This window comes from Photobacterium iliopiscarium, from assembly GCF_003026395.1.
GTDB classification, from domain to species: domain Bacteria; phylum Pseudomonadota; class Gammaproteobacteria; order Enterobacterales; family Vibrionaceae; genus Photobacterium; species Photobacterium iliopiscarium.
Genome location: NZ_PYOO01000003.1, coordinates 403,187 through 418,313, shown reverse-complemented (window position 1 = coordinate 418,313; position 15,127 = coordinate 403,187). Strand labels below are relative to the sequence as shown.

Sequence of the window (15,127 nt, the reverse complement as noted above, 5' to 3'; positions counted from 1 at the left end):
GACCAGAGGGTCGGGGGTTCGAATCCCTCTTCACCGACCACTTACAATGGTGGCTATAGCTCAGTTGGTAGAGTCCCGGATTGTGATTCCGGTTGTCGCGAGTTCAAGCCTCGTTAGCCACCCCATTATTCAGGTTATCTTTTATTAGAGACCTTGGCCTTGTAAGCCTAAACATTGTCGGTGAATAGCGCAGTTTGATAGCGCATCTCTGATGTTAGGAATAGCGGACCAGAGGGTTGACCCTTCTAGTAGCGTTCCTAGAAAAGAATTAGTCGGTGAATAGCGCAGTTTGGTAGCGCATCTGGTTTGGGACCAGAGGGTCGGGGGTTCGAATCCCTCTTCACCGACCACTATTAAGAAAACCGTATCGAAAGATGCGGTTTTTTTTCGTCTGTAGAAAATAGATAGTAGCTTGGATAACCCGAGGGTCGGGGGTTCACGGATATTAGAACCTTGGCTCTTCACCGACCACAATTAAGAAACCTGAATCGAAAGATTCGGGTTTTTTTTCGCCTGTAGAAAGTGGTGAATAGTGCAGTTTAGTCGGGCATCTCTGATGTTAGGTGTGGCGGACCAGAGGGTCGGGGGTTCACTGATATTAGAACCTTGGCTCTTTACCGACCACTATTAAGAAACCTGAATCGAAAGATTCGGGTTTTTTTTCGTCTGTAGAAAGTGGTGAATAGCGTAGTTTGATAGCGCATCTCTGATGTTAGGTGTGGTGGACCTGAGGGTCGGGGGTTCACCGAAATTAGAACCTTGGCTCTTCACCGACCACTATTAAGAAATCTGAATCGAAAGATTCAGGTTTTTTTTCGTCTGTAGAAAGTGGTGAATAGCGTAGTTTGATAGCGCATCTCTGATGTTAGGTGTGGCGGACCTGAGGGTCGGGGGTTCACTGATCACTATTAATACTAATTATAATAAGTTTATGAGCTAATTTTAAGTCCTCTTTCGCCATTACTGGCAGTAAGATTATGGAGCGCAGCGATAGGGCGTCTTTAATGCTCAAGTGCGTGATGAATAGATCACGGATAGCTCGTGCCTCCCTTCCGAGATGACGGATGATAACCCCTTCATCTCGTTATGTTAATTACTCACCTTGCTATCGTTGAATACCCACGAGGACGATAAGGAATCGAAGGCTTTCAAATACGGTCAGTTAATCAATTCTATTAAAATATTGCTCTTCACCGACCACTATTAAGAAAACCCCACTTTAGTTGCAATTAGCTTCTGTACTGGAGGTGATTTTCTCAACCTTAAATCCTTGTTGTTTCATTAGATTAGGCAGTCCTTGATCGCCAATTAAATGAAAGGCACCAACCACAATCATAAATTTTCCTGATTGATAGGGGGCGGTGTGTGTGAGTGTTTCAGCCCAATGCTTATTACGATTAAAAATTAAAGCATCATCAGTGGTTGGATCAAATTGGCTTTCTTGAAAAAGTTGTTCAAGTTTTTCACTGTCTCCGTGTTGCCACACTTTCACTAAGCAACGTAATGATGACTGGGTTTGGTCCCATTCATTAATAGTGTCAATTAGCATTGGTGCGCCATTTTCTGGCAGGTTTTCTAACATCTTAAATTGTTGGCTAACACTTTCTAATTCAAGGATAGGAAGATGCTGCTGTTGTGCGCGCTGTAATAATACATAGTCGATACCATAATCTGCTTTAAGGTCGAGCTTATCAGCTAGCGCCAGCTGTAGCGTTACGGCCGTTAACCACGGTGGTTGTTGCAATAATGCTTCAAATGGAATGTTCAATACGGTAGTGATTTTTTTTAATTTTTTGAGTACTGGTTCAGGTAATGCTTGGTGCGTAAAGGGCGGGGATAGTGTGGGCGTAGCTGTTGATTGTTGCAGTATATTAGCTTCTACAATTAAGGCATCAGCTTGTTGCCACTGTTCGAGAAATATATCAGGTAGGGGGAACATTGCTTCTTTACCCGCATGAATAGAACCTAAAACATAAAATTCACGCTGTTGGTCATAAATTTTCCAAACAATAGGATCGGCAAGTATCGGTTGGGCAATAAAAGGCAGCACCAATAATGCTTTGGATAAGAGAGATTTGAACATGCGTCACCATAAATTAAATAATATTGATTAATTTATATCAAAGATTGATAGAAAACGAGATCAAAAAAGGCTACCGAAGTAGCCTTAATATGATTATCCAGTTACTGGACTCGTATTATTTTGAATTACGAGAACGTGGATTAAGCCAGAACCACCAGACAATAAATCCAATTGCTGCAACGCCTAATAATAAACACATATTATTTCTCCTGATCTTGTCGGCTTGGCTTAAATAAACGTAACCGGTTAGCATTACTTACTACAGTAATGGATGATAACGCCATCGCTGCACCTGCAATAACAGGGCTAAGCAGTGTTCCTGTAAGAGGGAATAACACGCCAGCAGCAATTGGAATGCCTAAAGTATTGTAAACAAAGGCACCAAATAAGTTTTCTTTGATATTTCGTAGTGTTGCTTTTGATAACTCTAATGCATCAGCAACACCGTGTAGTGAATGGCGCATTAAGGTAAATTGTGCACTTTCAATCGCAACATCAGTACCACTACCCATTGCAATACCAACTTCAGCCAGTGCTAGAGCAGGCGCATCATTAATACCATCCCCCACCATAACTACGCGTCGGCCTTGTTGTTGTAATAAGGTGATTTGTGCCGCTTTACCATCTGGTAATACTTCAGCAACGACGTCAGTGATCCCGAGTTTATCTGCAATAACTTGGGCAGTTTTAACACTGTCACCTGTTAGCATAACCACTTTAAGACCCATCTTTTGCATCCGTTTAACGGCCGATAATGAATCTTTACGTAATGGATCACTGATACCAATGATTCCCGCTAAAATACCATTTTGTGCCAGATAAACAGGTGTCGCACCTTGGTTAGCAATGAAATTGAAATCTGCTTCAGCATGGTTAATCGTAATATTATTCTGAACCATGAATTTAGCATTACCTAACAGAAGTTGGTGTTGATCTACTGTCCCTGAAACACCGAGTCCTGAATATGTCATAAAGTCACTATGAGGGTAGATCTCTAATTGCTGTTGTTGTGCTGATTTAACAATTGCATTGGCAAGTGGATGCTCAGATCCTTGCTCTAAGCTTGCCGCTAATTGAATCAGTTGTTCACGAGTTAATGCATTATAAATTTTATAATCAACAACTTGTGGTTTACCTTCAGTTAAAGTACCTGTTTTATCTAATACCACGGTATCAATACTTGCGGCTTGTTGCATTGCTTCGGCATCTTTAATGAGAATACCTAGCTCTGCGGCCCGTCCAACACCAACGGTTACTGACATTGGTGTTGCTAAGCCTAATGCACATGGGCAGGCAATAATAAGTACTGTTGTTGCGGCAACAAGCATATAAACAGAAGCCGGTTGCGGACCAAAATAATACCAAGCCACAGCGGTTATTATGGCAATAATCATGACACTTGGTACGAAAATACTTGAGATAGTATCTGCTAAACGTGCCAGTGCAGGTTTACTACTTTGTGCTTGACGGACTAATTGAATAATACGCGCCAACATGGTGTCACTACCAATATGTTCCGCTTTAAACAGTAAACTGCCTTGCTGATTAATGGTACCTGCACGAACGTAATCGCCTGCTTTTTTGTGTACCGCTAAAGGTTCACCTGTCAGCATTGATTCATCTAAGTAACTGTTACCGTCAATAACACAACCATCTACTGCAACTTTAGCTCCTGGTTTTAAGCGTAAAACCATGCCACTTATAACAGCACTTAGTGGACGTTCTGTTTCTTGGCCATTTTCAACCACAATCGCAGTTTGAGGTTGAAGATCAATTAAGCGTTCTAATGCTTTTGATGTACGGCTACGAGCCCGCGCTTCTAATGCATGACCAATGGTAATTAAACCGATGATCATTGCTGATGCTTCAAAATACACATGACGAGCAGCTAATGGGAATAAATGAGGTGCAATAACAACGGTCATTGAAAATAACCATGCAGCCCCTGTACCTAATGAAACTAGGGTATCCATCGTGGCGCGGTGGTGTAAGAAAGCTTTCCAGCTATTGATATAGAAGTCTTTACCTGCTGTAACTAACAACGCCAAAGTGATCAGACCGATAATACCCCAACTGATTTGGCTGGTTGTTGAATCAATGACCATACTTCCGCCAAAGATCCCCCATGCCATCAATGGAACACCTAATGCTAGAGAAGCGGTTGCATTACGGATATGGGTTTTAAATGTTTGTTGGTTTTGCTGTTGTTGGCGAATACGACGGGTTTGATCATCTTCACTTTCTTCTGCACCGTAACCGGCACTCTCAATAGCCTCTATAACGGCTTGTGATGATGCTTGTCCGTAAATTAAAGCCGTACGCTCAGCAAGGTTAACATTAACACTATCAACACCCTCTACGGCCTTTATGGCTTTTTCTACTGATGCAACACAACTGGCGCAAGTTAATCCAGATAGAAGTAATTGGGTTACATTGGCTTGAGATGCGATAATAGGCTCAGGCTCAGGCTCAGGCTCAGGCTCAGGCTCAGGGGCGATAACTGTATCAGCCTCAGTTGTTGGTTGAATATCAGTGCTTAATACTGCTTGATAGCCTGTTGCAACCACGATAGCGATAATATCGTCGGCAGTTAATGATGTTATTACACTGAGTGCATTTTTATCTAGTGTAATAATTTCAATATTGTCTTGAGTTAATGCGGTGGTCAATTTAGCCACACATTTACCACAAGAAAGGCCACTTAATGTAAAATCATAATGTTGCGCTGCTGAAGTTGTTGTGACTTGATAACCTAATTCAACAATGATGTTTGTTAGTGCTTGCTCACTGATTGAGCCAGAAACATCAGCATGTTGTTTGCTAATGTTAAAATGTGCAATGTCATGACGTTCACTTAGAGCCTGTTCTATTTTAGCAACACAACGGCCGCAAGATAATCCTGCAAGGGGTAATTGATAATGGAATCCAACTTGGTAGCCTAATGCTGTAATTGCGTCAAACAAATCAGGTAAAGAACTGTCGGTAGAGACTGTTAGTTGTTCAGTATCAATATCAATGAGTTGGATATTAGGTAGTAGGCTGATGGCATCACGAATTTTATTAACGCAATGCATACAGCTTACATTGGCAAGAGGAAGAGTAATGGTATTCATGTGCTCGCCTTTGATGCTTAGATTAAATAGTGTGTTTAGCATAATCCTTCCAGTAACTATAATGTCAAGGGTTGTTTAACTAAAGAGAGAGAATTAGTAATGATGAGTATTAGTGATGTTGCTAAACAAACAGGATTAACGGCTAAAACGATTCGTTTTTATGAAAGTAAAGGGGTAATCAGTGCCGCGCCACGAGGGACTAATGGTTATCGTTATTACAATGCTAGCCATATAGCTGAATTGTTATTGATTAAACGTTCTCGAATGATTGGGTTTTCTTTAGATGAGTGCCAACAACTACTTGCATTATCGACTAATCCAGATCGTCATAGTCGAGATGTTAAGCAGAAAGCACAGCAAAAGTTAATAGAAATAGATCATAAAATTGAAGAGTTAAAACAAATTAAACTGACATTAGCGGCGTTAACGGATCAGTGTCCTGGGGATAAAAGCGCACGCTGTCCAATTTTAGATAGTTTAACTAAAAACGGCTAAATAATGATTATTTAGCCGTTAGTGTGTTAGTGATCACTATCGGTTAGAGATAAGGTTCCATCATAAGGAATAACATGCAATTCCTTTTTAGGTGATGATTTGTAGCTAACCATGGTTTTATTGTCTAATCGCTTGAGATTGAATTGACGCCAAAACCGCTCATTGGTCCAATTGAGGCTTTCAATCGCTGCATCGGTGATCTTTTTCGTGTGATCTTCAGTATCGACAACTAATACTGCTGCATTGCCAAAGGCATAGAAATAAAGACCTTTTAATACCGTATAGCCATTATCTTGTTTTGGGTTTGGGTAATCAATTAAAGTGTATTGCCCAAATTTACAGCTACCAAACTGTTCGTGGTTGGGATTTATGTATTTATAGTTAAAGTCACACCCCATACCGTTAATAACAGGATATAGCATCAAAATTAACAACGCTATGACGAGATATTTAAATTTTTTCATACATTTTTCCAGTGGTATCAATGTAAACCGTATTTTTACCACTCAAGTTTTGTGGCAGCTTTTGTAAGTTGAGCAATTCAATATTACCACAAATCTTTTGATTATTGACGGTAACGCAAGGTGGAGATTGCCAGCTGCTAGCCCAAAGCATAACCCAAGCAAACATAACCGTTAAACAGATGCTATAACCAATTTTGGCCATGGTTGGAAATGATTGGTTTGTTGATGATACTTTGGTGTGATTAGTATCGGTGCCAATCGCATTATTATCGGTATGATTATCGATTGGTTGCAATTGTTCAGTTTGGTGTTGTTCATTATCGACGATAATTTCTGGTTGAAACTGTTGTTGAATAAAAGTGTTATTGGCAATGGTAAAGCCTGCACCTTTAATCGTAATGATAATTTCATTTTTACTTTTAAATGCTTTACGTAAATTAGCTATAGCTACATTCAAAGAGTTTGGTACAACGACTTTATCTGGCCAGCCAATTTCCAATAATTTTTCTCGACTGATAATTTCGCCACTGTTATCAATTAAAAATTGGAGGATCTTTGTTTCGCTAGCACTAAGTTTAGTGGTGGCCTCTTGGTTGGTATAAGCGCTTTTTTGCGGTTCAAAAACATCCTTACCGTATTTATATATGATCATGGCTTTAACTACCTATCTTAGTATCTGTTTTGCGCAGTATACGTCTCTATGACGACGGCTTTTTTTATTGTTATTACTTTTAATATCGAAGTGTCTGGTTTTTTATAGCGACATAAAAGCATCATTTTTGGCAGTAAATAAAAGTGCAACAGGGGAGTTACTTCTTCTATTTCGACCATGGAAAAGTCCATTACATATCTCGAATCTTTATTTTCAAAGCAAATGCTAACAAAAAAAAATATTTATGGAAGAGATGATAAAGGATAATTCGAACCTTAAATAGTGCTATATGATTATTTATCACATTATCTATAGTATAAAATGGTATCTTTTTCATATTTTTTTTTAGGTAATGTCTTAAGGAGATTTTAAATTTAACTTGTTGTTTGCTTTGTTTAAATTTCAAAATAATTATTAATTTTATCTTTTTTTATATGAATTAAATCGTTTAAAAAAAACGTTTTTTTCATTTATCTAAATTATTTCTGAAAGATTTATTTTTCAGAAGTCATTTTTTTGACACGTGTGAAAAAACAACAATTAATTGTGAACATCATTTTTTATTATTTGCCTTAATGCGAACTCAGTCACAGAATAGAGGGGTTCCTAAAAAATACTGCCCTGCGATACACGCTTAAAAAAATAGATAGTACGCACTTATATGGGCAGACAATTAGAAAGTTTTTAAAGCATTTAACCAATGGAGTTAAACATGAAATTGAAATCTCTATCTCTAGCTGTAGTAGCAGCTTTATCTCTAGGCGTTGCTACATCTGCAATGGCTGCTGATGCACCTGCAACGGCTACAAATAACTCTGCATTAACTCAATCTGCAGCAACTGGTCACTGGTACGCTGGTCAAGGTCACGGCTTCTGGGTTGGTGGTGCATTAGGTATGGGTTATGTTGGTAGCGCAGATTCTGGCGCATTCAACGGTCAAACTAGCGCTCCAAGTGCTAAACTAGATGCTGGTTACGACTTTAACCAATATGTTGGCGTATACGCTAGCTACGACTTCATGCATGACCTAGGTAACTCTGACCTAAACCTTGCAACTGTAGGTATTAAAGGTAATCTACCTCTTACACAGAAACTATCTGCATTCGCTAAAGTAGGTGGTACTTACATCTATGCTAATGACAAAGATGCTAACCAAGTATTCCACATGCATTCTGATAGCTTCTCAGCAACTGGTGGTTTAGGTCTGTCTTACCAGATCACTCACGCACTATCTACTCAAATCGGTGCTGATTACTACCAAAACCTACGTACTTCAAAAGGTCACGCTGATCTAACTCAAGCGTACTGGGGTATGACATACAAGTTTGGTCAACCTGCTACACCAGCAGTTGTTACAAACACTGTAGAAGTTGTTAAAGAAGTTGCTGTTGAAGCACAAATCCCAACTCGTTCTTCTTACGTTCTTCCATACCAAAATGGTCAAACTAAGTTAAACGACTACGGCCGTTACAACCTAGGCGAAGTTGTTGCAACTATGCAAGCTAACCCAGAAGTTAACGCTCAAATTATCGGTCGTACTGATAAAGTTGGTAGCCAAGCAATCAACGAAAAAATCTCTGCAGCACGTGCAGAGAACGTTGCTAGCTTCCTTGAAGCAAACGGCGTTAGCGCATCTCGCTTAACTGTTTCTCACGTAGCTAACAGCAACCCAATCCAAACTAACTCAGCTGACAGCACTAACTATGTTCAGCGTTCAGTACAAATCATCCTTAAGTAATTAAGACGATAGTACAGACTGTATAGTTTGAATATGAATGCCGATGAGAGATCATCGGCATTGTTTTATGTGATTATTATCTCAATAGCTTGTTTCTGAATGAATAAAGCAGTCTATTGAGATTAAGATTGAGTTATAGAGCGATGATGAAAAAAAGTAAATATTGTTTATTACTATTATTAGCGATTTCATTAACAGGATGTTTTTCTAATCAGCAATTAAATAAGTCAACCCGACTTATTGGTGATTGGACACTTAAAGGTGGGGTATATATTCCTGGTGTGACTAAGCATAAACCTAAATTAACGATTAATGCTGATATGAAAGTATCTGGTTTTACCGGGTGTAATCAATTTAAAGGTCGTTTAATTGCCGCTGATGGTAGTTTTACGCTGCCTGTTGTTAGCCGTAGAATTTGCTTACCTGAGCTTGTTACTCAAGAAGAAAATATGCTGAATGTATTACGCAGTGCAACCAGTATTGAGGTTATTAACAATACATTGGTTATTGACTCAGGTAATAAATTTTTAGTGTTTGAGAAAACAAATGCACGTTAATGCTTAGATTAAATATGCTAAATAAAAAAGGCCCGTGAGCATAACGCTGACGGGCCTTTTTATTGGTCTATAAATTAATAAAGTAATGAATACAGTTGACGACGGTAAGTCCCAGCAATAGGATTTCCTTGCCCTAGTGCTGCTAAAATATCCATCATGGTTTTTTTCGCATTACCGTCAGCAAAGTTAAGATCACTGCGTAGGATATTTAATAAGAGTGCCAATGCTTCTTCATTACGGTTGACTTGGCTGTATTGAACTGCAAGTTCGAACGTAATATTTGCATCGGTTGGATTTGCCGTTAATTTTTGTTCTAGCTGCTGAATTTCAGGAGAGTTACTCGCTTGTTTATGTAATTCAAGCTTAGCAATTAATCCTTTATATTGCGCATCTTGATCTTGCATTGGAATCGTGTCGAGAATTAACTCTGCTTCATCAAATAATCCCGCAGCCACTAAGCATTCAGCAATCGCAAGTTCAATAATACTATTTTTAGGGAATTTGTGTGCTAGCTGGCGTAGTAATGCCAATGCTTGGTTGTAATCTTGGCTTTCTACTAACGCTAACGCATGTTGCAGTTGTAGTTCTTCTGGCGTTGGTAGATGACGAGTTAACATCTCACGTAAGCTTTGTTCTGTTTGTGGACCCGCAGAGCCGTCAACAGGCTGACCATTTTTAAATAAGGCCACAGTAGGCAAACCACGTACGCCAAATTGTGAAGCAACCGTCTGTTGAGTTTCACAGTTCACTGTTGCAAGGGTAAATTGACCTTGATACTCACGCGCAATTTTTTCAAGAGTGGCATTCACTTCAAGCGTTTCTGGCATTGAAGGTGCCCAGAAACTGATAGCTACAGGCGTTTGCATCGATTGATCGATGATTTGCTGGAGATTCTGTTCGTTTAATTCAAGAGCGACATTTTGATACATGTGCTGATATCCATTGGCTATTTGAAGGGCTATATCAAATATATGGGGATGAATCGAGTTGAATCAAGAAAATAGCAGTAAATGATATTAATTATTAAACGTAACCATTACTGCGATTGTGATACAGAGACAGATAAGATTAATTTGGCGCAACGACATACTACACCTCAGAGAAGACGATTTTTAATGGCATGAGTCTTTTGACTTAAGGCTACTGTAACTTTTTATTGTGACACTAATATGACGTTATTATGGTTTTTATGAGAGTGGTTTGATAATGTGGATTTAAAGGCTATTTGTTTAACTTTAAGTGCGGAAATTAGCGGACATATCGACATTTAATTTTTAGATGTTGTTTTTATCACCATGTTTTTCAAATGTGATAGATAAATTTAGCCATAATAAACGTTGTCATTATGGCCTATATTTAATTAATTACTCTTTATTAGCAGTTTATCTAACCATTTTGTCGGTAATATACGACGAAGAAAGCCAAAAATATATGTCGGTTGAGTAACATAGTAACGTGCTTTTGGACGCTTACTGTTAATTATAGCCAATACTTGCTTAAAGACGGCATCGGGTCCTAAAGTGAACTTATTATTTGGGGTTGTAGTGCCTAATCTATGTAATGTTTGTTGATAAGCATCATGATGACGAGAGTGATTAATATCAATGTGTTGTTCAAATTGAGATTTAGCATTTTGGCGAAAATGACTTTCAATGGGACCGGGTTCAATTAATGCAATTTTTATAGGAGTGTTCGCTAATTCTAATCGAAGCGTATCAGTATAACCTTCAATGGCAAATTTACTGGCGTTATAGGCGCCGCGGTATTTCATCGCAACTAAACCTAATACTGAACTGTTCTGAATAATTTTGCCGTGGCCTTGTTGTAGCATCAGCGGGATCACTGCACGAGTTAGTTGATGCCAGCCAAAGAAGTTAGTTTCAAACTGAGCGCGCAATGCCTCTGTAGATAAATCTTCTAATGCTCCTGGTTGGCCATAAGCCGCATTGTTAAATAACACATCTAGTTGACCATTAGCTAAAACTAATGCTTGTTTTAATCCGCGATCAATCGATTCAGAACAACGAAGATCCAGTTGAATACAATGAATACCTTGGCTATTTAATCGTTCAACATCGCGTTGTTGGCGACAACTGGCGATGACGTTATAGCCTAATTTATTGAGTTCGGCGGCGCAGTAATAGCCAATACCAGAACTACAGCCAGTAATTAAGATAGAAGTCGTCATTATAAGCTTTCCTTGTTGAGATAGGGTTTAAGGTGTTGTGCCATAAACTGAGCAATAAGCGGTTGTGCTTCAGCGGTTGGATGAATTCCATCTTTCATTATTAGTTGCGGTTGAACAATGATATCAATAAGAAAAAAAGGCAATAGCGGTATGTTAAGCGATTGGCTTAACTCTGGGTAAATATTACGAAACAGTTCGTTATAGCGTTTGCCGTAGTTTGGTGGGATTTCGATTTGCATCAATAACGGTTGGGATCCCATTTCTTTAATTAAAGTGATCATCTGACTGAGATTATTGCGTAGTATTTTAGGAGCAAAGCCGCGTAAGCCATCGTTTGCACCTAATTCGATTAATACTATGTCAGGCTGATATTGCTTAAGCAGTTGTGGCAGACGCGCTAACCCATTACCACTGGTATCGCCTGAGATACTGGCATTGATAATTGTCGTTGGTTGGGATTGTTGGGCTAATATTTCAGGTAGTAGTATCGGCCAGCTTTTATTAGCAGGCATTTGATAACCCGCACTTAAGCTATCACCTAAGACTAATAGCGTTTGACTAAATGCTGTCGATGAAAATAACAGCATTAATAATGAAAGGATTCGTATCATGTCAATCTCCGTAATAAAAGCACACGCTGTTTCTAAACAGGTTACGACAACCTTGTCGCCGATGACCATTTTGCAGGATGTTTCGCTTGAGGTCGAGCAAGGTGAGTCAATTGCGTTAGTCGGTGTATCAGGTGCAGGAAAATCGACCCTAATGACGTTACTGGCAGGGTTAGATGTGCCAACAACCGGTGAGATCGAATTATTAGGTCATAATCTAACGCGCTTAGATGATGAACAACGGGCGCAGTTGCGCAGTGAATCGATTGGGTTTGTGTTTCAAAATTTCTTATTATTACCGACCTTAAATGCGTTAGAAAACGTTACTCTGCCATGTTTGATTCAAAATAAAGCGATCGATATTGAACGTGCGAAACAACTGTTAGCCGTTGTTGGTTTACAAGGACGAGAGACCCATTTACCAAGCCAATTATCAGGTGGCGAGCAACAACGGGTAGCATTAGCACGTGCGTTTATGATCAACCCTAAAATTCTATTTGCTGATGAGCCAACAGGAAATTTAGATCAACAAACGGCGGCAATGGTGATTGAGTTATTGTTTGAGCTTAATCGAGACAACGGCACTACCCTGATATTAGTGACTCATGATGATGCCTTAGCTGCACGGTGCGATCGAGTGCTGCGATTAGATAATGGCATATTAAATCAAGCACAGGATAGGGCTGATAATAAGCCATTAAACAAGGATGATCGCGATGTTTAATACTGCTGTTGCCACTAATAATCGATCATTTATTGTGCGTTGGGCATGGCGTGAAATTCGCCAAGGTCAATTATGGTTAGTCACTTTAGCGTTGAGTTTAATTATCGCGTGTGTGTTTGCGTTATCAGCATTAGTGAGCCGAGTAGAAGCGATCATTGTTGATCAAGGACGATCCGCATTAACGGCTGATAGCGTGCTTGTTTCTTCACAGCCGATTGATCTTTCGCAGCTTAAAACATTATCAACCGATGCGGTAAAAGTCGCTCAGCAAATCCGTTTTGGCACTATGGCATTTAGTGATAACGGCATGCAGTTGGTGAGTGTTAAAGCTGTCGACTCAGTCTTTCCATTACGGGGTGAACTTAACTTACAAAGTGCAGATGCCGCGTTATTAGAACACCATGTAAAACCGCAGCAATTATGGTTAGCTGAGCGTTTATTTTCGCTGTTAAACGTGAAAGTTGGTGATGTACTCATGCTGGGTGATGCTGAGTTAACCGTTAGTGGTCGTATTACTCAGGATCCAGAGTTATCGTTTAATCCGTTTAGCCAAATGCCGACGGTATTTATTAATCAGCAAGATATTGAAGCGGTGGGTGGGGTTCAGCCGGGAAGTCGCATCAGCTATCGTTATTATTTCTTAGGTTCAAATAAGTCATTGGCTGATATTCGTCAGCAATTAATCTTAACCCCAAGTCAACGGTGGCTAACTGAAAATGATGCCGGACGCAGTGGTGATTTTATTGAACGTGCGCGGCAATATTTATCGCTAACATTAGTGCTGGTGGTATTAATGGCTGCTGCTACGTTAGTGCTAACTTGCCAACACTATGCGACAACGCGTAAGACGGCGGTGGCGATGATGAAAAGTCTTGGTGCGACCAAAGGTTTTTTATGGCGCTGGCTATTAACTCAGATCGGACTCGTGTTTGTGGTTGCGATTGTTATTGGTTTAACGCTCGGATTAGGGCTTGAGTGGTTGCTGCGTTATCCCCTGCAAAACTTATTACCCGATCAGCTACCGGCGATGGGAATTGCGCCTTTTGTGATCAGTTTATTGTTGGCATTGTTAATTGCACTACCAGCGTTAGGGATCCCGTTGTCACGGTTAGTTCAAACTTCCGCGATCAATTCAGTACAAGTATCGACAATAGCACCCACTTCTAGTCGTTTGGCATGGCTATTGTTATTGCTTCCTGTGTTAGCGGCTATCGTGTGGATTGGCACTAATTTTTTAGTGTGGTTAACCCTGTTAGGTATCGTGGGGTTGTTGTTGGTTTTTGCGGGTATTGGTGTAGTCGCTATCGCGTTATTACAACGAGTGAAATTAGGCGCAGCTTATAGTTTAGCGTTAAGCCGTGTGAATCGCAGTAAAACCAAAACTGCGACTCAATTGGTGGCGTTAACTTGTTCATTAATGTTATTGGCCGTAATCGGGTTATTACGCAATGAATTACTCGCTGATTGGCAAAATACCCTACCTGCGAATGCGCCGAATGTGTTTGCACTCAATATCGCCCCTGAGCAACAGCAAAGCTATTTAGCTGATTTAGATAAAGCTAATCTAACCCGTTCGCAAGGCTATCCAGTAACGCGAGGGCGGTTAGTTGCAATTAACGATCAACGTTTTTACGCTACATCCAATGAAACAGCGACTGATCAAGCTGAAAATAATATTGAGATAAGTAATGAGCTAAATCGAAAGGCAGATGATGAAAGTGTTGATCCTGCTTTAAGGCGTGAACTTAATTTTACGTGGGCGAAAATACTGCCAAGCCATAATGTGGTCACCAAAGGGCAATGGGGTAAAGCGGAAGGTGTTTCGGTTGAATCTGGAATTGCTAAACGGTTGAATATTCGCTTGGGTGATAAGTTGGCATTTACCGTTGGCGGGTTGGAATTTAACGCCACCGTTAACAGCATTCGACATGTTGAATGGCGCAATATGAAGCCCAATTTTTACTTTATTTTTACGCCGGATGTGTTGCAATCATTTCCCTCAACGGGATTAGTCAGCTTTCGAGTTGGTGAGCAACAAAATGGATTATTAAATACCTTAGCCAGCCAATATCCCACTGTGGGTGTGCTTGATTTACGAATGATGGCAACCCGTATTCAAGGCTTATTGGCGCAAGTAAGTTGGTCGTTGACTGTGTTAGCTGGGTTAGGTGTTGTCAGCGGCTTACTGTTGATCATGACGTTGTTGCGGTTGAGTATTTCAGAGCGCCAAACCGAAATTCAGTTATACCGCACCTTAGGTGCAAGCCGAAAACGCATTGCTGCTACGTTATGGTTTGAGTATGGAATCATTGCATTGTTGGCTGGTGTAATTGCTGCGGTAGGCGCAGAATTTATTGTAGGTTTGCTGGTGGTTAAAGGGTTTGAATTGCCGTTTAGTTTACATCCATTAATGTGGTTAGGCTTACCTGTACTGGCTATTGGGTTAGTGTATTTGGTGTCACGGACGCAGATCAACAAGTTGTTGTTGCCGTTGCGGTGATGAAT

The 15,127-nt window shown here is 40.1% G+C and carries 12 protein-coding genes and 2 tRNA genes; 7 read left to right on the top strand and 7 right to left on the bottom strand.

Going from position 1 to position 15,127, the window contains the following annotated elements:
* The first annotated feature begins 49 nt into the window (after positions 1-49).
* Both C9J51_RS07640 and C9J51_RS07635 read left to right on the top strand, forming a co-directional pair.
* Positions 50-125, top strand: a tRNA-His gene (locus C9J51_RS07640).
* A gap of 148 nt (positions 126-273) precedes the next feature.
* Positions 274-350: transfer RNA gene (locus C9J51_RS07635), tRNA-Pro, on the top strand.
* An 869-nt stretch (positions 351-1,219) separates the two neighbouring features.
* On the opposite strand, the gene C9J51_RS07630 is transcribed toward C9J51_RS07635, so the two are convergent.
* Entirely contained in the window at positions 1,220-2,083 is an 864-nt protein-coding gene (locus C9J51_RS07630) for a TraB/GumN family protein (protein WP_045040787.1), read from the bottom strand.
* A 200-nt stretch (positions 2,084-2,283) separates the two neighbouring features.
* Entirely contained in the window at positions 2,284-5,196 is a 2,913-nt protein-coding gene (locus C9J51_RS07625) for a cation transporter (RefSeq protein WP_045040788.1), read from the bottom strand.
* 102 nt (positions 5,197-5,298) lie between these two features.
* On the opposite strand from C9J51_RS07625, the gene cueR reads away from it, so the two are divergent.
* Positions 5,299-5,691, top strand: a complete 393-nt coding sequence (gene cueR, locus C9J51_RS07620) for a Cu(I)-responsive transcriptional regulator (protein ID WP_045040809.1) — start codon at positions 5,299-5,301, stop codon at positions 5,689-5,691.
* A gap of 26 nt (positions 5,692-5,717) precedes the next feature.
* Here the strand turns inward: cueR and C9J51_RS07615 are convergent, their stop codons facing one another.
* Both C9J51_RS07615 and C9J51_RS07610 read right to left on the bottom strand, forming a co-directional pair.
* Complete coding sequence (locus C9J51_RS07615) at positions 5,718-6,155, bottom strand: hypothetical protein (protein WP_045040789.1); 438 nt, start codon at positions 6,153-6,155, stop codon at positions 5,718-5,720.
* Positions 6,142-6,807, bottom strand: coding sequence for a winged helix-turn-helix domain-containing protein (locus C9J51_RS07610; protein ID WP_045038222.1), 666 nt, complete (start codon positions 6,805-6,807; stop codon positions 6,142-6,144). The genes C9J51_RS07615 and C9J51_RS07610 overlap by 14 nt, the downstream gene beginning before the upstream one ends.
* Positions 6,808-7,519: 712 nt before the next feature.
* Between C9J51_RS07610 and C9J51_RS07605 the strand changes: the two genes are divergently transcribed.
* Together C9J51_RS07605 and C9J51_RS07600 are read left to right on the top strand one after the other, a co-directional pair.
* Positions 7,520-8,545, top strand: a complete 1,026-nt coding sequence (locus C9J51_RS07605; protein ID WP_045038220.1) for an OmpA family protein — start codon at positions 7,520-7,522, stop codon at positions 8,543-8,545.
* 146 nt (positions 8,546-8,691) lie between these two features.
* The gene (locus tag C9J51_RS07600; RefSeq protein WP_045040790.1) at positions 8,692-9,102 is read left to right on the top strand and encodes an META domain-containing protein; all 411 of its coding nucleotides are present in this window, start codon (positions 8,692-8,694) and stop codon (positions 9,100-9,102) included.
* 74 nt (positions 9,103-9,176) lie between these two features.
* Here C9J51_RS07600 and C9J51_RS07595 read toward each other — a convergent pair whose 3' ends face one another.
* The 3 genes from C9J51_RS07595 to C9J51_RS07585 all read right to left on the bottom strand — a co-directional run bounded on the left by C9J51_RS07595 (position 9,177) and on the right by C9J51_RS07585 (position 11,901).
* On the bottom strand, positions 9,177-10,031 hold the full coding sequence (locus C9J51_RS07595; protein ID WP_045040791.1) for a co-chaperone YbbN: 855 nt from the start codon (positions 10,029-10,031) through the stop codon (positions 9,177-9,179).
* A 431-nt stretch (positions 10,032-10,462) separates the two neighbouring features.
* Complete coding sequence (locus tag C9J51_RS07590; protein WP_045038217.1) at positions 10,463-11,290, bottom strand: SDR family oxidoreductase; 828 nt, start codon at positions 11,288-11,290, stop codon at positions 10,463-10,465.
* Positions 11,290-11,901: an arylesterase gene (locus C9J51_RS07585; RefSeq protein WP_045040792.1), complete on the bottom strand. Its 612-nt coding sequence runs from the start codon at positions 11,899-11,901 to the stop codon at positions 11,290-11,292. Before C9J51_RS07585 ends, C9J51_RS07590 begins: the two co-directional genes overlap by 1 nt.
* On the opposite strand from C9J51_RS07585, the gene C9J51_RS07580 reads away from it, so the two are divergent.
* Positions 11,900-12,622 (top strand): ABC transporter ATP-binding protein, encoded by a 723-nt coding sequence (locus tag C9J51_RS07580; RefSeq protein ID WP_045040793.1) that lies wholly within the window; start codon positions 11,900-11,902, stop codon positions 12,620-12,622. The genes C9J51_RS07585 and C9J51_RS07580 overlap by 2 nt on opposite strands.
* Positions 12,615-15,122, top strand: a complete 2,508-nt coding sequence (locus C9J51_RS07575) for an ABC transporter permease (RefSeq protein WP_045040794.1) — start codon at positions 12,615-12,617, stop codon at positions 15,120-15,122. Before C9J51_RS07580 ends, C9J51_RS07575 begins: the two co-directional genes overlap by 8 nt.
* Positions 15,123-15,127 lie beyond the last annotated feature (5 nt).